Origin of the sequence: Aeromicrobium sp. CFBP 8757, assembly GCF_014841755.1 — a bacterium.
GTDB lineage: Bacteria > Actinomycetota > Actinomycetes > Propionibacteriales > Nocardioidaceae > Aeromicrobium.
Genome location: NZ_JACYUM010000006.1, coordinates 1 through 19,197, shown reverse-complemented (window position 1 = coordinate 19,197; position 19,197 = coordinate 1). Strand labels below are relative to the sequence as shown.

The window sequence follows — 19,197 nt, the reverse complement described above, 5'->3', positions numbered from 1 at the left end:
CCGTCAGTCCCTGTCCTCCCACCAGTCGCGCGCGGCGACGGCGGTGTCGGGGTAGTCGCTGAACACCGCGTCGATGCCGGTGTCGAAGAAGGCCTGCAGCTCGCCGAAGATGTCGCCCTTGGCGTTCGGGTCGACGCCGTTGCGGAAGTCGGCCGGCAGGAACTGGTTCTCGTCGCGGAACGTGTAGACGACGACCTTCAGGCCCGCACGGTGCGCGTCGTCGACGACCGACGTGGGCTGGGCGAGGAAGCCCGCGGAGTCGCGGGGGATCACGCTGTTCTTCTCGGGCCCGAGCCAGTCGGCGTAGGTCGCGACCCGGCGCAGCCCGGCGGGCGACATCAGGTCGGCGTACGTCCGCGGATCGCCCTGGGCGACCAGGTCGTACGGCGCGCCGGTCGCGGACGTCAGCTGCACGAGCTTGACCTTGGTCTCGCGCGACAGCTGCCGCAGGTTGCTCGTCTCGAACGACTGGATGACGACCTTCGAGCGCTTCGAGTCCAGGCCGGCCAGGCGCAGCGACCTCAGCAGCGGACGCTCGAGCGGCAGGCCGATCGACCGGAAGTACGTGGGGTGCTTGGTCTCGGGTGCGACGCCGATCGTGCGGCCCCGGGCCCTGCCCTCGCGCCGGACGAGGTCGAGGATCTCGTCGAACGTCGGCACCTGGAAGCGTCCGTCGTAGCGGGTGTTGCCGGCGCGGACGCCGGGGAGCCGCTCCTTGGCGCGCAGCGTCCGCAGCTCGCGCAGCGTGAAGTCCTCGGTGAACCAGCCCGACACGGCGACGCCGTCGATCGTCTTGGTCGTCTTGCGCTGGGCGAACTCGGGGTGGTCGGCGACGTCGGTCGTGCCGCTGATCTCGTTCTCGTGGCGCGCCACCAGCACGCCGTCCTTGGTGCTGACCAGATCGGGCTCGATGTAGTCGGCGCCCATGCGGATCGCCAGCTCGTAGGCGGCCAGCGTGTGCTCGGGTCGGTAGCCCGACGCGCCGCGGTGCGCGAACACCGTGACGGGCTGGGCGTGCTGCGGCGGCTCGGCGTGACGGCGGTCGATCGCCGGTGCGGTCTGGGCGCCGGCGGGCACCGTGGTGAGGCCCGTGGCGAGTGCTGCGGCCCCGATGACGTGGGCGGCGCGGCGGACGTGCGGCGTGATCGTTCCCGTCGAGAGGAGTGTCATGTCTCCAGAGCACGCGGGGCGGGTGACGACCGCGTGGCCGTGACCCCGCCATCAGGTGAACAGTCCGCCACCCCGCGGGGGCGGTGGGGGAGGGGGGTCAGCGCGCCATGCGGGTCGCGACCATGGTCGTCGCGCGCGTGGTGCCGTTCTCGTCGGGGTCGGCCGTCATCGCCGAGGCGATGGAGGCCTGGCCGACGGTGCACCGGGTGGCCACGGTCTGGCCGTCGAGCAGGCGCGTGGTCGCCGTGAGGGGAACCGTCGCGAAGGCGTACTGCAGGTCGTCGGTCTTGATGATCGACTGCTTGACGCGGGTCAGCACGGCGCCGTCGACCGCGATGTCGCACGTGATCGTCGTGGACTTGATCGACCGCACCGTGACCTGGCTCTGCAGCAGGTTCAGCCCCGCCTGCGCCGGGGTCACGACGTACTTCACGAGAGGCCCCGGGTTGAGGTTCAGCGACACGTTGCGCGTCGGGTCGGGCACGACCTGCGTCATGGGGACGTTCGTCAGGTGGTCCTGCGTGCTCTGCTCGACGGCCTGCAGGCCGATGCTGTTGGCCGCGATCTTCTGGCCGCCGACGCTCGCGTCGGCGAGATCGGCCCCGGTCACGCTCCCGTCGGCCAGGTCGGCCCCGCCGAGGCTGTTGTCGGCGACCTCGGTGCCGGTGACCGAGCCGTCCTGGATCTCGGACGACCCCACGGAGCCGGCCCGCAGCTTGGAGGCGACCACGGCGTTCTTCTTGATCTGCGCCGAGCCGACGCTGTTGCGGGCCAGCGAGCCGGCGGCGAACGCCGTGCTGCCCAGGGCCGTGAACAGCAGCACGCAGGTCAGCACGAACGACACTCCTCGGCGACGACGGTTCGAGGAGCAGGAGCAGCGGCAGTCAGGGGTCACGCGGAGATGCTAGACGGCCTGTCACGGTGGCCGTCGACCGCGTGTGGTCGCTACAGCGCGCCGAGGCGCGTCAGCACGTCACGGACGTGCTTGAGCGCGTTCTTCTCGTTGAGCCCCGTCGTGTCGTCGAAGTAGAGCCCGTCGCCGATCAGCTGGATCGTGCGGGCCAGCGACTCGTCCTCGAGGTGCTCGAGCAGCACCGCGAACCACCACTCGCGCAGGTCGCCCAGGGCGTCCGACGCCCGCGAGTCGTTGTCCTGCGCGATGCGGCTGGCGGCGATCAGGGCGCGGTCGAAGTCGCTGCCGGTGTTGATCGACGTCGTGAGGTAGAAGTCGACGGGGCCCTTCCTGGCCGTGCGCATCTTCTCGACGTCGGCCCGTCCCTGCTCGCGCAGGCGGGCCAGCATGCCGTCGACGAGCTCGTCCTTGCTGTGGAAGTGGTAGAGCAGGCCGCCCTTGGACACCTGGGCGGCCGACGCGACGGCGTCGAGCGTGGCCGAGCGGCTGCCGGCCGAGACGAGCAGCGTCTCGAAGGCGTCGAGCAGGCGATCCCTCGTCGAACGCTCGGTGGCCGCCATGCGCTCACCCTACAGAGAGCGACGTCACGCCACGGATGGTCCGTACTGTACCGGCTGGACGGTATAGTGGATCGGACGACAACTCACCGTGAGGAGGACGACATGACAACGATCGACAGCACCACCGGAACCATGCACGCGCACAGGGCCGGACCCCGCGAATGGGCGGCGCTGGCCGTGCTGATGCTGCCGGTCCTCATGGTGTCGGTCGACAACACCGTGCTGAGCTTCGCGCTGCCGGCCATCAGCGTCGACCTCACGCCCACCGGTACGCAGCTGCTGTGGATCGTCGACCTGTACGCCATCATGCTCGCGGGGCTGCTGATCGCCATGGGCTCGATCGGCGACCGGTTCGGACGCCGTCGCCTGCTGCTGATCGGCACGGTCGGCTTCGGTGCCGCCTCGCTCGTCGCGGCCTACAGCCAGAGCGCCGAGATGCTGCTGCTCGCACGGGCCCTGCAGGGCGTCTTCGGCGCGACGCTGATGCCGTCGACGCTGTCGCTGATCCGCAACGTCTTCCACGACCCGCGCGACCGCCGGCTCGCGATCGCGTCGTGGGCCGCGATGTTCTCGGGCGGTGCGGCCCTGGGCCCCGTGCTCGGCGGATGGCTGCTCGGCCACGCGTCGTGGGGCTCGGTCTTCCTGATCAACGTCCCGATCGTGATCGTCCTGGTGCCCCTGGCCCTGGCGCTGCTGCCCGAGTCGCGCGACCCCGCGCCCGGCCCGCTCGACCCGTTCGCGATCGTCCTGTCGCTGCTCGCGATGCTGCCGCTGGTCTTCGGCATCAAGAACCTCGCCGAGCACGGCCTGACCGACCTGACGATGACGGCGTTCGCGGTCGGCATCATCGCCGCCTGGGCGCTGGTGCACCGGCTGCGCACCAGCGCGTCGCCGATGATCGACCTGACGCTGTTCGGCAACCGGGTCTTCAGCGGCGCGATCGTCGCGAACCTGCTGAGCCTCATGGGCCTGACGGGCTTCCTGTTCCTCGGCGCCCAGCTGCTGCAGCTCGTGCTCGGGCTGTCGGCGATGGACGCCGCGCTGGTCCTGCTGCCCGGCCTCGTCGCGACCGTCGTCGCGGGTTTCGTGGCGGTGCGGCTCGCCAACGTCGTCAGCATCCGCTCGCTGGTGACCGCGAGCTTCGTCGCCTCGGCCACCGGCTACGCCATCACGGCGCTGACCGAGGTGCCGAGCGTCGTGTCGGTCGCGGTCGCGTTCACCGTGATGGGGCTCGGCATCGGCATGGCCGAGACGCTGACGAACGACGTCATGCTGTCGAGCGTCCCGTCGTCCAAGGCCGGGGCGGCGTCGGCGATCTCCGAGACTGCCTACGAGATCGGTGCGGTGCTCGGCACGGCGGTGCTCGGCACGGTGCTGACGTCGACGTACCGCTCGCACCTGACGTACCCCGCGATGCTGCAGTGGGGTGAGCGCGAGGGCGCGTTCGAGACGCTCGGCGGCACCGTCGAGGTCGCCAAGTTCTACCCCAACGAGGTCGGTACGGGCCTGCTCGACTCGGCGCGCGAGGCCTTCGACCTCGGCGTCCAGTACACGTCGGCCGCCGCGATCGTCATCGCCCTGCTGGCCGCGCTCGTCAGCTGGCGCACGCTCAAGCACGCCTGACCCGTCGGGCGCGGGGCGGCGCTCAGGCGGGGTGGAGCGACTCGAGCTCGCGCTGGACGTGCTGGCGGGCCGGGTTGTCGCGGCTCGCGGTGCGCCACAGCGAGCTGACGCGGCGCTGGGGCGTGGGGTCGACGACCTCGACGACCCGCACCCGGGAGGGCAGCGGCTCGCGCCCGAGCCGTGGCACCAGGGCGACCGCGACACCGTGCTCGACCATCGAGACGTGTGTCGCGTACGAGCCGTCGAAGAAGCGGATGTCGGGGCGCTCGCCGTGCATCGCGAACATCTGCACCAGCCACTCGTGGCAGATCGTCCCGGCCGGCGTCGTGATCCACCGGTCCGCCAGCAGGTCGAGCGGCGTCACGGACGGCTCGAGGGCGAGGCGGTGGTCCCACGGCACGAGCACGTCGGCGACGTCGACCAGCAGCTGGTGCCGGTCGAGCGTCGGCGGCACGTCGAGCGGCAGGGTGTTCCAGTCGTGGACGACCGCGAGATCGGCCCCGCCCCGCTCGACCAGCGTGACGGTCTCGCGCGGATCGGACTCGACGACCGTGACGTCCAGCTCGGGCGCGGTCGACCTCAGCCGGGCCAGCAGCGGAGCGACGACACCGCGCGACGCCGTCGAGAACGCCGCGATGCGGAACGTCCCGCGCGGCGACGTCGCGGCCCCGCCGACCGCGATGTGCTCGACCTGCTCGAGATCGGCGAGCAGCGTCGTGCCGCGCTCGGCCAGCAGGCGCCCCCGCTCCGTGAGCACGACGCTGCGGCCGACCCGCTCCAGCATCGGCGTCCGGCTCTGCCGCTCGAGCTTCTTGACCTGCTGCGAGACCGCGGACGGCGTGAGATCGAGCGCCGTGGCCGCCGCGACGATGCTGCCGTGGTCGCGGACGGCGACGAGAGCCCGCAGGGCGACGATGTCGATCATCGGTGAGTCACCATGAAGGAACCGTACCGGGTTGTCGGTAGAAGACATCGCTGGTGCTTCATGGTTGCAGCGACGACACTGGTGTCATGTCGCTCAAGCACAGTCTCCTGGCCGTCGGCGTGATGCTGCTGTGGGGCGCCAACTTCGTCGTGATCGACGAGGGCCTCGACGGGGTCCCGCCGCTGCTGTTCCTCGCGATGCGGTTCGTGCTCGTCGCGATCCCCCTGGTGTTCTTCGTGCCGCGCCCCGCCGCGTCGTGGCAGGCGGTCGTGGCGGTCGGGACGTTCATGAGCCTCGGGCAGTTCAGCCTGCTGTACGTCTCGCTCGACCTCGGCATGCCCGCGGGTCTGGCCTCGCTGGTGCTGCAGGCGCAGGTCATCTTCACGATCGTGATCGCCGCCGCCGTCATCAAGGAGGTGCCGACGAGGCGCCAGGTGGTCGGGGCCGCGATCGGCACGGCCGGGCTCGTGCTGGTCGTCGTGGCGCACGGGGCGTCGGCGCCCGTCCTGCCGGTGCTGGTGATCCTCGGTGCGGCGCTGTCGTGGGCCACGGGCAACGTCATCGCACGGGCCGCGGGCGTCCAGTCGGGGTTCTCGATGGTCGTCTGGTCGGCACTCGTGGTCCCGGTGCCGGCCTTCGCCCTGTCGCTCGTGGTCGACGGCGGCGACGAGGTCGTCCGGGCCCTGGGCGACCTGTCGGGCGTCGCGGTCGCCAGCACGGTCTACACCGCGGTCGGCGCGTCGCTGATCGGCTACGGCATCTGGAACTCGCTGCTGGCCCGCTACCCGGCCAGCGCCGTCGTGCCGTTCGTCCTGCTGGTGCCGGTCGTCGGCATCGCGACCGCGTGGGTCGTGCAGGACGAGGTGCCGTCGGGGCTCGAGGTCGTGGGGGGTGTCGTGATGCTGGTGGGCGTCGCGGCCGCGACGATCAGCCGTCGGGCCCGCACCGTCACGCCAGCAGTGCCGCTCGCGCCATCCGGGCCAGTCGGGACGCCATCGACGACTCGCTGATGCGCGCGCTGTGCGGCGTCGAGTTGATCAGCCCGAACGTCGCCTGGACGGCGGCCCGCGCCTCGGCGGCGTCGAGGTCGTCGCGCAGGTGCTGCACCGTGTCGACCCAGATGTCGATGTAGGCCAGCTGCAGCGCGCGGACGTCGCGGCGTCCGTCGGCACCGAGGTTGGCCCACTCGCGCTCCTGGATCACGATGAGGGCGCGGTGCCCGAGGGCGAACTCGATGTGCCAGTCGATCAGCGCCGTGAGGGCGTCGTCGGCGTTCCTGGCGTTCTCCGAGCGCGACCGCCCCTGCTCGAGCAGTCGCTCGCTGATCGCGATGAGCGACTGCGTGAGGACGTCGTCCTTGCCCGCGAAGTGCTTGTAGAGGGCGGGGCCCGAGATGCCGCAGGCGCTGCCGATGTCGTGCACCGAGACGCCGTGGAAGCCGCGCTCGGCGAAGAGGGTCGCGGCGGTGTCGAGGATCTGCTCGCGCCGGGTGGTCGTCACGGCACCAGTCTAGCGGCCTGAGGTTAACAACTGTTAACCTCAGGTCATGCGTGAACTCGTCGACCAGCTGCGCGAGCGGCTCGCCATCGTCCGGCAGGGCGGCAGCGAGGCCGCCCGCACCCGGCACCTCGCCCGCGGCAAGCTGCTGCCCCGTGACCGTGTCGACCGTCTCCTCGACCCCGGATCGCCGTTCCTCGAGATCGGCGCCCTCGCCGCGTACGGGATGTACGGGGGAGACGACGACCACGCCGTGCCGAGCGCCGGCGTCATCGCCGGCATCGGCCGGGTCAGCGGACGTGAGTGCGTCGTCGTCGCCAACGACGCGACCGTCAAGGGCGGCACGTACTTCCCGATGACGGTCAAGAAGCACCTGCGGGCCCAGACGATCGCGCGCGAGAACCACCTGCCGTGCCTCTACCTCGTCGAGTCCGGCGGAGCGTTCCTGCCGATGCAGGACGAGGTGTTCCCCGACCGCGAGCACTTCGGCCGCATCTTCTTCAACCAGGCGCAGATGTCCGCGATGCGCATCCCGCAGGTCGCCGCGGTGATGGGCTCGAGCACGGCCGGCGGCGCCTACGTCCCGGCGATGAGCGACGAGACCGTCATCGTCAAGGAGCAGGGCACGATCTTCCTGGCCGGGCCGCCCCTCGTGAAGGCCGCGACGGGCGAGGTCGTGACGGCCGAGGCCCTCGGCGGCGGCGACGTCCACGCGCGGACGTCCGGGGTCGTCGACCACCTGGCCGACGACGACGAGCACGCGCTGCAGATCGTCCGCTCGATCGTCGGCACGTTCGAGCGTCCGACGTCCGAGCCCGCGCCGCACGAGCCGGTCCCGCCGCGCGAGGACCCCGAAACCCTCTACGACGTCGTGCCGGTCGACGGCCGCACGCCGTACGACGTCCGCGAGGTGATCCGCCGCGTCGTCGACGACTCGCGGCTGCACGAGTTCAAGCCGCTCTACGGCGAGACGCTGGTGTGCGGCTTCGCGCGCATCGAGGGCTACCCCGTCGCGATCGTGGCCAACAACGGCATCCTGTTCAGCGAGTCGGCGCTCAAGGGCGCGCACTTCGTCGAGCTCGCCAACCAGCGCGGCGTCCCGCTGGTGTTCCTGCAGAACATCACGGGCTTCATGGTCGGCCAGGAGTACGAGAACCGCGGCATCGCCAAGGACGGCGCGAAGCTCGTCACGGCGGTCGCGTCCTCGGTCGTCCCGAAGTTCACGGTCGTGATCGGCGGCTCGTACGGCGCCGGCAACTACGGCATGTGCGGACGCTCGTACGACCCGCGGTTCCTGTGGATGTGGCCCAACGCCAAGATCTCGGTGATGGGCGGCGAGCAGGCCGCGGCCGTGCTGGCGACCGTCCGGCGCGACGGCATGGAGAAGCGCGGCGAACAGTGGTCGGCCGACGACGAGGCCGCGTTCCGCGCCCCGATCCGCGAGCAGTTCGACGACCAGGGATCGGCGTACTACTCCAGCGCCCGGCTCTGGGACGACGGCATCATCGACCCCGCCGACACCCGTCGCGTCCTGGCCATGGGCCTGCAGCTCGCGACGGCCGTTCCGACGCCGGAGCCCCGCTTCGGCCTGTTCAGGATGTGAGCCGCATGCCCTCTCCGTTCTCCTCCGTCCTGGTCGCCAACCGCGGCGAGATCGCCCGCCGGGTGATCCTCGCGTGCCGCGAGGCGGGGCTGCGCAGCATCGCGGTCTACTCCGACGCGGACGCCGACGCGCCCTACGTCCGGCTCGCCGACGACGCCGTCCACCTGGGCCCCACGCCGGCGTCCGAGTCGTACCTGTCGGTCGAGCGGCTGCTCGCCGCCGCGGCCGAGTCGGGGGCCGAGGCGGTGCACCCCGGCTACGGCTTCCTGTCGGAGCGCTCGGCCTTCGCCCGCGCGGTCGTCGACGCGGGCCTGGTGTTCATCGGCCCGACCGCCGACGTCATGGACGCGATGGGCCGCAAGGACCGTGCGCGCGCGATCGCCGAGCGCGCGGGCGTGCCCGTGACCCCCCAGTTCGAGATCGGCTCGGTGCCCGACGACGCCTACCCCGTGCTGGTCAAGGCGGCCGCGGGCGGCGGTGGCAAGGGCATGCGCATCGTCCGCGAGGCCTCCGGCCTGGCCGACGCGATCGAGGCGGCCGGTCGCGAGGCGGCGTCGTCGTTCGGCGACGACACGCTGCTGGTCGAGACGTACGTCGAGGCCGGTCGCCACGTCGAGGTGCAGGTCTTCGGCGACACCGCGGGCACCGTCGTCCACCTCTTCGAGCGCGACTGCTCGGTGCAGCGACGGCACCAGAAGGTCGTCGAGGAGGCGCCCGCGGTCGGGCTGACCGACGAGCTGCGGCGCACGCTGCACGAGTCGTCGGTGGCCCTGTGCCGCGAGGTCGGCTACACCGGTGCCGGGACGGTCGAGTTCCTCGTCGCGGACACGCCGGACGGCCAGCGCGCGTACTTCCTCGAGATGAACACGCGCCTGCAGGTCGAGCACCCCGTCACCGAGGAGATCACGGGCCTCGACCTCGTGCAGTGGCAGCTGCGCGTCGCGGCGGGCGAGCCCCTGCCGTTGACGCAGGACCAGATCGTCGCGACGGGCCATGCGATGGAGGTGAGGGTCTACGCCGAGGACCCGTACGCGGGCTTCCTGCCCCAGGCCGGCCACGTCGACGCCGTCGCCTGGCCCGAGGGGGTGCGCGTCGAGACCGACCTGACGGCCGACGCCGTGGTCTCGACGGCGTACGACCCCATGCTCGGCAAGATCGTGGTGCGCGGCGACGACCGCGAGTCCGCGCGCCGGGCGATGGTGTCGGCGCTCGACGACACGGGGGTCTTCGGCATCACGACGAACGTCGGCTTCGTGCGGCGACTCGTCGTGAGCGAGGAGTTCGCCGAGGGGCGGATCCACACGGCGTGGCTCGACGGCGAGGCGTCCGCCGACCTGCTCGCGGCGCCATCGGTGCCCGAGGCCGCCGTGCGGGCGGCCGCCCGCCTGTGGGCGACGTACGACCTCGACGAGCGCGACCACGTCTTCGGCAGCGTCGACGGCTGGCGCTCGGGTGGCGAGCCCGCGCCGCTCTCGATCGTCCTGACCGACGAGTCGGGGCACCGCTGGACGTCCCGCCTGCGGCCCGACGAGCTCGCCGACGGGGGAGAGCTCGCGGTCGTCGACCGTGATGCCGTCACGATCGCGTGGGAGGGGCAGGTCTGGGCGCTCGAGCTGCCCGATCCGATGCGCGGCGGGCACCGGCGGGGCGCCGCGACCGACGCCGACGTCGTGTCGCCGATGCCCGGCACGGTGCTGCGCGTCGACGTCACCGAGGGGGAGTCGGTCGAGCTGGGCCAGCACCTCGGCGTCGTCGAGGCCATGAAGATGGAGCTGCCTCTGACGGCCCCCTACGACGGCACGGTCTCGTTCGTCGGTGCCGCCGTCGGCGACCAGGTGCCGATCAAGCACGTCCTCTTCACCGTCGACCCACCATCCGAACCCGGTGGGGGCACCTCCCGCGTGCGTGCGAGTGGTGCGTAGTGGACATCCTGAGACGGCGTGTCTGGCCACAGCGCACCACTCGGGGACGGGTGTGCACCACTCGCGGAGGTGCCGCATGACCCGCCCGATGGTCGTCCGCGACGAGTCGCTGCCGGCGGCGGTGACGATCTACGAGGTCGGCCCGCGCGACGGGCTGCAGAACGAGAAGGCGGTCGTGCCCGTCGAGGTCAAGGCCGAGTTCATCGGTCGGCTCGTCGCAGCAGGCCTGCCGGTCGTCGAGGCGACGAGCTTCGTCCACCCGCGGTGGGTGCCGCAGCTCGCGGACGCCGCCGAGCTCGTGGCGCGCCTGCCGCTGGACGGCCCGACGCCGTTGCCCGTCCTGGTGCCGAACGAGCGCGGTCTCGACCGGGCGCTCGCGGCGGGCGTCCGTCATGTCGCGATCTTCGCCAGCGCCACCGAGACGTTCGCGCGCAAGAACCTCAACTCGACGCTCGACGACCAGCTCGCGATGTTCGAGCCGGTCGTGGCGCGTGCCCGCGCTGCGGGTCTCGACGTCCGCGCGTACGTCTCGATGTGCTTCGGCGACCCGTGGGAGGGGGCGGTCCCGACCGAGCAGGTCGTCTCGGTGGGGCGACGGCTGCTCGACCTCGGCGCGTCGCAGCTGTCGCTGGGCGACACCATCGGGGTGGGCACGGCAGCGCACGTCCAGGCGCTGGTGCGGGCGTTCGCCGAGGCGGGGACGGGCGTGGGATCGCTCGCGATGCACTTCCACGACACCTACGGCCAGGCGCTCGCGAACGCGTACGCCGCCCTGCAGGTCGGCGTCACGACGTTCGACGCGTCCGCGGGCGGCCTCGGCGGGTGCCCGTACGCCGAGAGCGCGACCGGCAACCTCGCGACCGAGGACCTGGTGTGGATGCTCGACGGCCTCGGCATCGAGCACGGCGTCGACCTGCCGTCACTGGTGGCGACGAGCGTCTGGATGGCCGAGATCCTGGCCAAGGAACCGGCGAGCGCCGTCGTCCGCGCGCTCCGCTGAGCCTGCGCTGACCCGCGAGTGGCGCAGAACTGTTGATTCTCGCGACTGGAGCCAACCATCGTGCGCCGCTCGCGCTCCGTCCACAGGCTCGCGCCGGGGGCGGGTCACGGGCTCACGAGCATGGTGGGGTGGAGGGATGAGCCAGGACGCCGCCGGTGCCCCCTCCCGGCAGAATCTTCGGACGGGCGGCTACCACACGCCGACCCACACGGTCTTCATGGACGTGGACGACGCCGGAGACCTGGCGAAGACCTGCCGCGCGGTCCAGCAGGCCCTCCCCGCCGACGCGATCTTCACGCACCTCACGAGCGCCAGCCTGCGCGGATGGCGGCTCCCGCGCACCCGCTCGGTGCCGATCGTCGCCGTCAGCGACGCCGACTTCGCCCGCCTGGACCGGCGGGGCGTGTACGTCAGGCGGTGCGACGTGCCCCGCCGGCACCGGTCGTCCCTGCGCGGTGTGCGGATCGCGTCGGCGGAGTGGACGATCGTCGAGCTCGCGGAGGACCTCGGGCTCATCGACCTGGTCGCGGTGATCGACGGCGCGCTGCGGGCGGGCGAGACGTCGGTCGAGCGCCTGCGAGACGCCATCGTCCCGGGCCGCCGAGGTGCCCGGACGTTGCGCGATGCCCTGCCGCTGGCCGATCGCCTGAGCGAGTCGTGGTGGGAGTCGGTGCTGCGCCTGGCGCACCAGCTGTCGGGCGTCCCGGTCCGATCACAGGTCGAGGTGCGCGACGGGGAGGGACGTTTCGTGGCCCGTACCGATCTGCAGATCGTCGGCACGGCGAGGCACCCCGAGTACGACGGCGCGGGGCACCGGTCGCAAGAGACCCATCGCCACGACCTCACGCGCGACAAGGCGCTCGCCCGCCTGGGTCAGGAGAGGTACGGCTACACGTCGGTCGAGCTCGTCGAGTCGCCACTGCTGGTCGTCCGCGACGCCGAGGACGCGCTGGGGTGGCCGCACGACGCGGGGCGAGCCAAGCGGTGGCTGGCCGAGCTCGAGCGCCCCGCGAGTGGCGCAGATGTGTTGCCTCAGCAGTCCTGAACCAACAGTCCTGCGCCACTCGTGGTCAGGAGCGGGGGTCAGGAGCCGGGGTCAGGAGCGGCGGCGGTCCTTGAGCTCGTCGGACGCGAACGAGCCGATCTGCCACGTGGCCCAGGCGTCGCTCGACCCGCCGACCGCACCGCCGAGGAACGGCACGCGACGGCCGATCATCGTGACGGCGCGACGTCCGGCGGTGCGTCCGACCAGCTCGGCCGTGACCTCCCTCGACAGCCGTTCGTCCAGCACCGGGTCGTGCACCGGCGAGGTCGCGAGCGCCATCGGTGACGACGGCAGGCGGTGCTTCTTCACCAGGGTCTTGACCGCGTCCTCGCCGAGCATGCACGCCAGGATCGCGTTGCGGACGCGCGGGTCGTGCAGGTCGTAGCCGCGCAGGTGGGCGATCCCCGCGACCAGGTGGCACTGGACGATCGTGACGCCCGCGACGTTGGCGGGCACCGCCAGTGCGGCGGTGGCGAGGCCGCCGAGGTTCGTGACGAACCCCTGCGCCGCCGCGAGGCTCGTGTGCGTCTTCATGAGGCTCGAGATGGCCTTCTCGACGTCACCGTCGGCATCGACGAGACGGCTGTCGGCGGCCGCGGCCGCCGAGCGTAACGGCCCGATGCCGTCGATGGCCCGGTCGAGCACGGTGCGGACGTACCCGGACGCGACCTTGGGCGCCAGCTTCGAGCCGGCGGAGGTGGCAACACTGCGTCTGAGTCCCATGCGTCCAGCATAGGAGCGATGCCCCGCACCGGCCCCTCGAGCGCAGAACCCCACGGACCGCGGGCCGGACGCCTACGCTGACCCCATGGGCCGACCGTTCTCCGAGCGCGTCGCGCACGACGACTGGCGGCACGCGGCGCGGCGGTGGACGCACGACGCCCTCGCGGCCCGCGGCATCGAGGTCACCGGACCCGTCGAGCAGCCCCGCATCCGCCCCTGGTCGACGCAGCTCACGGTGCCGACCGACGCGGGACGCATCTGGTTCAAGGCCAACTGCGCCTCGATGGCGTTCGAACCGGCGCTGCAGGTCGAGCTGGCCCGCCTTGCACCCGACGCGGTCGACGCCCCCGTCGCCGTCGACGTCGATCGCGGCTGGATGCTGACGCTCGACCGTGGTGCGACCCTCGGCGACACGAGCGATCCGACCGCGGACGACTGGCGGCGGGTCCTCGGGCACGCCGCCCACCTGCAGCGCACCGCCGCCGGCCACGGCGAGACGCTGATCGCCACGGGCCTGCCCGACTGCCGTCCGGCGACCGTCGTGGGCCGGTTCGACCGCTTCGTCGAGGTGCTCGCCTCGTTGCCGGACCAGCACCCCGCGCACGTCCCGGACGAGCTGCGCACGCAGCTCCAGGGCGCCCGCCCGCGCGTCGTCGACGCCGTCGCCGCGCTGCAGGAGTCGTCGCTGCCGACGACGTGGCAGCACGGCGACCTGCACCCGTGGAACGTCTTCGCGGCCAATGGCCACTTCTTCGACTTCGGCGACGGTCAGTGGGCGCACGCCGCCGAGCTGCTGTGCGTGCCCGAGGCATGGATCGCCCAGTCCGACGGGACGCTGTCGTGGCCCGACGTGCTCGCGGCGTACGGCGACGTGTGGGGCGTCGAGCCCGGCGACCTCGCGGCGCACGTGCGGGCCGCGTCGTGCACGCAGGCGGTCAACCGGACGCTCGTGTGGTGGGGCTGCCTGCAGGAGGCGACCGCCGCCGAGTGGACGCAGTGGGGCGACAGCGTCCTGCACCACCTGACGCGGGTGCTCGAGCCGTGACCCGCACCCCGCTGCCGCCGACCCCCTGGGTCTTCGATCCCGACCAGTGGCCCGACGACGACTGCGTCGCCTCGGGCGCCGACCTCGCCCCCAGCACGCTGGTCGAGGCCTACCGCCGGGGTGCGTTCCCGATGCCGCACGACCGCGAGCTGCTGTGGTGGTCGCCGATGGAGCGGGGCGTGCTGGTGCCGTCCGACCTGCGGGTCAGCCGGTCGTTGTCGCGCTCGGTGCGCCGCTTCACCGTGACGGTCGACGAGTCGTTCGAGGAGGTCATCGACGCGTGCGCCGACCCGTCGCGACCCGGGTCGTGGATCGACGGGCCGATCCGCGAGGCGTACGTCGAGATGCACCGGCTGGGCTGGGCGCACTCGGTCGAGACCCGCAGCGCCGACGGGACGCTCGTGGGGGGCCTCTACGGCCTGAGCATCGGGGCCCTGTTCGCGGGCGAGTCGATGTTCCACCGCGCGACGGACGCCTCGAAGGTCGCGCTCGTCGAGCTGGCTCGCCGGGTCGGTGACGGCGGGCTGATCGACACGCAGTGGAGCACGACGCACCTGGAGTCGCTGGGCGTGACGCAGTGGCCGCGCGACGTCTACCTCGCGCGCATCGAGGAGCTCGTCGACGCCGCCCCGCCTCCCGGATGGGCCTGATATCACGGCGGAATCGGCCCGGCGCACGGCGGGGTGGGCGCCCGGGGCGGGGATCGCGTTCCTAGACTGAATGGCGAAAACACCCCCACTCACAAGGAGCTTTTGTGGCTATCTCTCGCAACGACCTCGTCGCTGCCCTCGCTTCGAAGGCCGGCACCAGCAAGGCCGACGCCGACGCGGTTCTCTCGTCCTTCAGCGAGATCCTCCTCGACTCGGTCGCCAAGGGCGAGAAGGTCTCGATCCCCGGCATCCTCTCGGTCGAGCGCGTGGCACGCGCGGCCCGCACCGGTCGCAACCCCTCCACGGGCGAGACGATCGACATCCCCGCCGGCTTCGGCGTCAAGGTCAGCGTCGGCTCGCGCCTCAAGGCCGCCGCCAAGTAGACCTGCACGACCCTGCAGCGCCATCGGACCCGATCCGGTGGCGCTGTTGCCGTCTGTGTGAGGATCAGCCATGGCCACGCCGTACCACCGTCTCGCCCGCGAGACCCCGGCGTACGCCTGGTGGAAGCTGCCCGTGGCGGCGCCGGTCATCGTCGTCGTCTACTTCGGGCTGACGATCCTGCTGATCGTCGCGGCGGCCGTCTGGTTCGCGGCGTCGAGCTCGTCGGGATCGCTCGACGGCTGGTTCGACGCGGTCGGCGACCTCGACACCGCGCACCTCGACTACTTCGTGCTCGACCTGCTGAGCATCGCGCTGCTGATCCCCGCGGTGCTGCTGGGGGTGCTGGCCACGGGCCCGCGCCCGGTCGGCTACCTGTCGTCGGTGGCAGGACGTCTGCGCTGGCGCTGGCTGGGGCTCACGGCCGTCGTCGCGACCGTCGTCACGACCGTCACGATCGGCGGCTCGCTGGTCGTCGGCGAGGTGACCGACCCGTCCGAGGCGTCGACCCCGACAGTGATCGACCCGAGCACGGCGTGGGCGTTGCTGGCGATCCTGCTCGTCGTCCCGCTGCAGTCGGCCGCCGAGGAGTACCTCTTCAGGGGGTACCTGATGCAGCTGGTGGGGTCGTGGACGAGGTTCGCGATCGTGCCGGTCGTCGTCACGACGCCGCTGTTCGTCGCGGGGCACGGGTACGGCCTGTGGGGGCTGCTGGACGTCGGGCTGTTCGGTCTGACGGCGGCGGTCCTGACGATCCGCACGGGCGGTCTCGAGGCCGCGATCGCGGCGCACGCCGCAAACAACGTCGTGCTGTTCGCGCTCGACGCGCTCGGCGTGATCTCGGCGACCGACGACACCGGCGCCGGGCCGCTCGACCTCGTGCCGACGGTCGTCTCGAGCGTCCTGCTCGTCGTGGCGATCGAGTGGTTGGCACGCCGGCGGGGCGTCCAGCGCACGCGCGATCCCATCCCCGACCCGCCGCCGCCCCTCGCGCCGATGTGGCCGCCACCGCCGTACGCGATGGTCTGGTACCAGCCCGTGCAGCCGGTCACCCCGGTCGCACCGGGCCCCGCGCTGCACCCCGACACCCCGGACTACCCGGGGGAGCTCCCTCCGGGGTGGCGCTGAGGCGGTTCGGTCTGGCTAGGAGACGGTCGGCCGGCCGGCGGCCTCCCACGCCTCCATGCCACCGGCGACGTTCGTGACGTCGTGGCCCTGCGCGTGCAACCACTGGGTCGCGCGGGCCGACCGGCCGCCCAGGTGGCACACCACGAGGGTGCGCACCGAGGGGTCGAGCTCGCCGACGCGGGCCGGGATCTCGCCCAGCGGGACGTGGACGGCGCCGTCGATGTGCCCGGCCGCCCACTCGTGCGGCTCGCGGACGTCGAGGACGACGAGGTCGTCGGGGATCGTCGCCGGGATCGCGTCGATCTCGGTGGTCGGGACGGTCGAGTCAGTCATGGGACCATCGTCCTCCTCTTGCCGAAATGGGCCTCGGGGAGGGTCTAATCCGTCACAGGAGTAGCAATGACCCCCCTGGAGTAGTTACTTTGGACCAGAAGGGTTTCAGGATCCGTGGTGAGATGGAGCCTGAACAACCCGACGGGACGAGCCGGAGACGGAAGGACGGTGGCGCAGATGATGTCGCACGACACCGTCCGCCTACCGTTCGAGCCCTCCACGCCGGGCATCGCCCGCACCCGTCTGGCCGCCTTCCTGACGCGGCAGCACGCGTCCAACGAGGTCATCGACGACGCGCTCATCGTCATCAGCGAGATGATCGCCAACGCCGTCAGCCACGGCGTCCCCGCCGAGGACGGTGCGATCGAGATCTCGTGGTCGATCAACGGCGACCTGCTCGAGCTCAGCGTGCTCGACGGGGGCGTCGGCGGCCACCTCAAGCCGATCGACTTCGACGAGGACTCGCTGAGCGGTCGCGGTCTCGCGATCATCAACCGTGTCGCCGACCGCTGGTGGGTCGACATGTCGAAGGGCACCCGCGTCAACGCCGAGCTCGCCCTCACGACCCACTGACGACCGGCCGAGCGGCTCAGCCGCCGCCCGTTAGACTCGCCCGTCATGGGCAAGAAGTCGCGAATCAAGACTCGTACCGACGGCACGAAGGCTGCCAAGAAGGAGCGCATGCCGTTCGTGGCGCGCACCTTCGAGGGCTTGCCGTCCGAGGAGGACTGGGTCGCGCTGCGCGAGTTCGTCCCGGCCGGTTCGGCCACGATCACGCTGAAGGACGGCGAGACCGTCCGCGTGTGCTCGATGCTGCCGGGCAACGGCGCCGGCATCCGGCGTCAGGACGGCGAGACGTGGATCGGCCTGCAGGTCGCCCACAACTTCGGTGACATCAGCCGCGACCTCGCGCACGTCATCGAGCTCGCCCGCAGCACCGAGCCCGGCAGCCCCGTCCGCATGACCGATCCCGGTGTCGGTCCGCGTCTGCAGGACATCATCGCGCCCGACTCGACGTTCGACGTCGTCGTGCACGACGGCTTCGACTACTGGGTCGAGGGCGTCGAGGACAACGACGGCGTCGCCGAGGCGCTCGCCGAGGCCAACGACACGATCGCACCGACGGTCCACCTCGACTCGGTCGACGGCGCGTACTGGACCGAGATGGGACCGCAGCGGTTCCTGCGCTGGGTCATGACGCACGACGAGACCGCGCTGCTCAACGCGCTGGCCCGGCTGCACGCCGCCGACGACGACACGCTCGGCGAGGGCACCAAGCTGATCGGTCACTTCCGCGCGCACGGTCTGCTCGTGCCGGTGTGGGAGTTCGAGCACGACGCCGACGCGCTCGAGCAGCCGGCGACCGCGTTCGCCGAGCGCCTGGCGGCCGCGCTGGCCGACGACAGCCCGCTGACGTCCGCCGAGCGGGCCGCGAAGGGCTCGCTGATCAGCCGCCAGGTGCAGGTCTGACGCCTCGGCGGTCCGCACGTCAGGTGCGGGAGTCGATCCGTCCACCCGGCTCGACGGCGGCGTTGAACTCGTCTCGCGCTGCCGTCCAGCACGGATCGGACGGGTCGAGCGCGCTGCGCAGGTAGGCGGTCGTGAGGCGCTGCACGACGGCGACCCGCTCGGGGTCCTCGTCGGTCGTCTCGGCGACCTCGTGACCCGGGATGCCGCCCAGCGAGTGCTCGCCGCCGAACAGCGTCAGCAGGTCCGTCGCGCCGGGGCTCAGCTCGTAGGCGTCCGTCATCCACTCGGGTCCGCGGGTGGTCAGGGGTGAGTCGTCCCGGTCGCCGGCCACGACGAGCGTGGGCGTGGCCAGCGACGCGAACGACGGGCGCATGAACGGCAGGTGCGTGCTCGCCCAGGGCGAGAGGTCGTCGCCGGTGCCGGCTGTCGCCAGCAGGACGCCGGCCGTCACGCGGGCTTCGGAGAGGTCGTCGCCGGGTGTCCCGTCGGCGTCGAGCACCCGGGCGCCGAGCAGCTCGCCGACGCTCTGGGCACCCCAGGAGTGCCCGGCCGCGGCGATGCGTGAACGGTCGACCCGCCGCGCCAGGCCCGGGACGGCCGACTCGACGGTGTCGAGCTGGTCGAGCACGCGGCGCAGGTCGGCGACCCGGGTGCGCCAGATGTCGGCGAACCCCGGATCGTCCATGCGGGTGCCGAGCCGGCGGGAGTCGAGGTGCGTGGGCTGGACGACCACGAATCCGCGCGACGCCCAGAATGCCGTGAGGGGTGCGTAGCCGTCGTGCGACCAGCCGTTCCCGTGCGAGAACAGCACGATCGGAAGGTCGGTGCCGGTGACGGGAGCGGACACCCGGACGTGCAGGTCGCGTGAGCGGCCGGGCGCCTCGAGGACGACGGGGGCGACCGAGACGACGGGGATCGACGGTCCGGTGAGGGCGTCGAGGCGGTGGACGATGCTGGACATGGTGGGCCCTTCGAGTGGTCCGCTGTGGCAGGATGTAAGCGGAACGGTGTTCCACAACCATACGGAACGGTGTTCCGGATAACAAGGTGACGGGAGGGGTCGACGGTGACGAGTGCGTCCGAGCCATCCACGCCGTCTCCGCGGGCCAAGCGCGTCGACGCGTTCCGCAACGAGCAGAAGCTGCTCGAGGCCGCTGCCTCGGTGTTCGTGGCCTCCGGGGTCGACGCCCCCGTCCGGGCGGTGGCGGG

The 19,197-nt window shown here is 71.9% G+C and carries 20 protein-coding genes; 12 read left to right on the top strand and 8 right to left on the bottom strand.

The features are described from left to right. Positions 1-3 precede the first annotated feature (3 nt). From IFT73_RS15825 to IFT73_RS15815, 3 genes are all read right to left on the bottom strand, one after another. Positions 4-1,170 (bottom strand): glycerophosphodiester phosphodiesterase, encoded by a 1,167-nt coding sequence (locus IFT73_RS15825; protein ID WP_192168460.1) that lies wholly within the window; start codon positions 1,168-1,170, stop codon positions 4-6. A gap of 97 nt (positions 1,171-1,267) precedes the next feature. Beyond that, positions 1,268-2,065, bottom strand: coding sequence for a hypothetical protein (locus tag IFT73_RS15820; protein ID WP_192168459.1), 798 nt, complete (start codon positions 2,063-2,065; stop codon positions 1,268-1,270). A gap of 50 nt (positions 2,066-2,115) precedes the next feature. After that, entirely contained in the window at positions 2,116-2,643 is a 528-nt protein-coding gene (locus tag IFT73_RS15815; protein ID WP_192168458.1) for a TetR/AcrR family transcriptional regulator, read from the bottom strand. A gap of 102 nt (positions 2,644-2,745) precedes the next feature. On the opposite strand from IFT73_RS15815, the gene IFT73_RS15810 reads away from it, so the two are divergent. Next, positions 2,746-4,266 (top strand): MFS transporter, encoded by a 1,521-nt coding sequence (locus IFT73_RS15810; RefSeq protein ID WP_192168457.1) that lies wholly within the window; start codon positions 2,746-2,748, stop codon positions 4,264-4,266. 22 nt (positions 4,267-4,288) lie between these two features. On the opposite strand, the gene IFT73_RS15805 is transcribed toward IFT73_RS15810, so the two are convergent. Continuing rightward, a complete protein-coding gene (locus IFT73_RS15805) occupies positions 4,289-5,191 on the bottom strand; it encodes a LysR family transcriptional regulator (protein WP_192168456.1) in 903 nt (300 codons plus the stop codon). Positions 5,192-5,277: 86 nt separating this feature from the next. On the opposite strand from IFT73_RS15805, the gene IFT73_RS15800 reads away from it, so the two are divergent. Further along, positions 5,278-6,201 carry an EamA family transporter gene (locus IFT73_RS15800; protein ID WP_192168455.1) on the top strand — a complete coding sequence of 308 codons (924 nt, stop codon included), beginning with the start codon at positions 5,278-5,280 and terminating at the stop codon, positions 6,199-6,201. Here the strand turns inward: IFT73_RS15800 and IFT73_RS19100 are convergent. Next, positions 6,140-6,691 carry a TetR/AcrR family transcriptional regulator gene (locus tag IFT73_RS19100; RefSeq protein WP_192168454.1) on the bottom strand — a complete coding sequence of 184 codons (552 nt, stop codon included), beginning with the start codon at positions 6,689-6,691 and terminating at the stop codon, positions 6,140-6,142. The two genes, IFT73_RS15800 and IFT73_RS19100, sit on opposite strands and share 62 nt — an antisense overlap. 46 nt (positions 6,692-6,737) lie before the next feature. On the opposite strand from IFT73_RS19100, the gene IFT73_RS15790 reads away from it, so the two are divergent. The 4 genes from IFT73_RS15790 (at position 6,738) to IFT73_RS15775 (ending at position 12,258) form a co-directional block, all read left to right on the top strand. Continuing rightward, a complete protein-coding gene (locus IFT73_RS15790) occupies positions 6,738-8,291 on the top strand; it encodes an acyl-CoA carboxylase subunit beta (RefSeq protein ID WP_192168453.1) in 1,554 nt (517 codons plus the stop codon). 5 nt (positions 8,292-8,296) lie between these two features. Then, positions 8,297-10,213: a biotin carboxylase N-terminal domain-containing protein gene (locus IFT73_RS15785; protein ID WP_192168452.1), complete on the top strand. Its 1,917-nt coding sequence runs from the start codon at positions 8,297-8,299 to the stop codon at positions 10,211-10,213. 76 nt (positions 10,214-10,289) lie between these two features. Then, positions 10,290-11,213, top strand: a complete 924-nt coding sequence (locus tag IFT73_RS15780; protein WP_192168451.1) for a hydroxymethylglutaryl-CoA lyase — start codon at positions 10,290-10,292, stop codon at positions 11,211-11,213. A 136-nt stretch (positions 11,214-11,349) separates the two neighbouring features. Next, a complete protein-coding gene (locus IFT73_RS15775; RefSeq protein WP_192168450.1) occupies positions 11,350-12,258 on the top strand; it encodes a hypothetical protein in 909 nt (302 codons plus the stop codon). A 51-nt stretch (positions 12,259-12,309) separates the two neighbouring features. On the opposite strand, the gene IFT73_RS15770 is transcribed toward IFT73_RS15775, so the two are convergent. Then, positions 12,310-12,981, bottom strand: a complete 672-nt coding sequence (locus tag IFT73_RS15770) for an EcsC family protein (RefSeq protein WP_056604346.1) — start codon at positions 12,979-12,981, stop codon at positions 12,310-12,312. 85 nt (positions 12,982-13,066) lie between these two features. On the opposite strand from IFT73_RS15770, the gene IFT73_RS18675 reads away from it, so the two are divergent. The 4 genes from IFT73_RS18675 to IFT73_RS15755 all read left to right on the top strand — a co-directional run bounded on the left by IFT73_RS18675 (position 13,067) and on the right by IFT73_RS15755 (position 16,185). After that, a complete protein-coding gene (locus IFT73_RS18675) occupies positions 13,067-14,026 on the top strand; it encodes a phosphotransferase (RefSeq protein WP_197984321.1) in 960 nt (319 codons plus the stop codon). Further along, positions 14,023-14,676 carry a leucyl/phenylalanyl-tRNA--protein transferase gene (gene aat / locus IFT73_RS15765; protein WP_235501744.1) on the top strand — a complete coding sequence of 218 codons (654 nt, stop codon included), beginning with the start codon at positions 14,023-14,025 and terminating at the stop codon, positions 14,674-14,676. Before IFT73_RS18675 ends, aat begins: the two co-directional genes overlap by 4 nt. A gap of 110 nt (positions 14,677-14,786) precedes the next feature. Then, complete coding sequence (locus IFT73_RS15760) at positions 14,787-15,059, top strand: HU family DNA-binding protein (protein ID WP_199906980.1); 273 nt, start codon at positions 14,787-14,789, stop codon at positions 15,057-15,059. A 70-nt stretch (positions 15,060-15,129) separates the two neighbouring features. Beyond that, positions 15,130-16,185, top strand: coding sequence for a CPBP family intramembrane glutamic endopeptidase (locus IFT73_RS15755; RefSeq protein WP_192168448.1), 1,056 nt, complete (start codon positions 15,130-15,132; stop codon positions 16,183-16,185). Positions 16,186-16,200: 15 nt separating this feature from the next. Here IFT73_RS15755 and IFT73_RS15750 read toward each other — a convergent pair whose 3' ends face one another. After that, entirely contained in the window at positions 16,201-16,518 is a 318-nt protein-coding gene (locus tag IFT73_RS15750; RefSeq protein WP_192168447.1) for a rhodanese-like domain-containing protein, read from the bottom strand. A gap of 177 nt (positions 16,519-16,695) precedes the next feature. Between IFT73_RS15750 and IFT73_RS15745 the strand changes: the two genes are divergently transcribed. After that, on the top strand, positions 16,696-17,091 hold the full coding sequence (locus IFT73_RS15745) for an ATP-binding protein (protein WP_056604360.1): 396 nt from the start codon (positions 16,696-16,698) through the stop codon (positions 17,089-17,091). Between the two features lie 45 nt (positions 17,092-17,136). Beyond that, positions 17,137-17,988: a DUF5926 family protein gene (locus tag IFT73_RS15740; RefSeq protein ID WP_056604363.1), complete on the top strand. Its 852-nt coding sequence runs from the start codon at positions 17,137-17,139 to the stop codon at positions 17,986-17,988. A 19-nt stretch (positions 17,989-18,007) separates the two neighbouring features. Here the strand turns inward: IFT73_RS15740 and IFT73_RS15735 are convergent, their stop codons facing one another. Next, on the bottom strand, positions 18,008-18,949 hold the full coding sequence (locus IFT73_RS15735) for a chlorophyllase (RefSeq protein WP_192168446.1): 942 nt from the start codon (positions 18,947-18,949) through the stop codon (positions 18,008-18,010). Positions 18,950-19,197 lie beyond the last annotated feature (248 nt).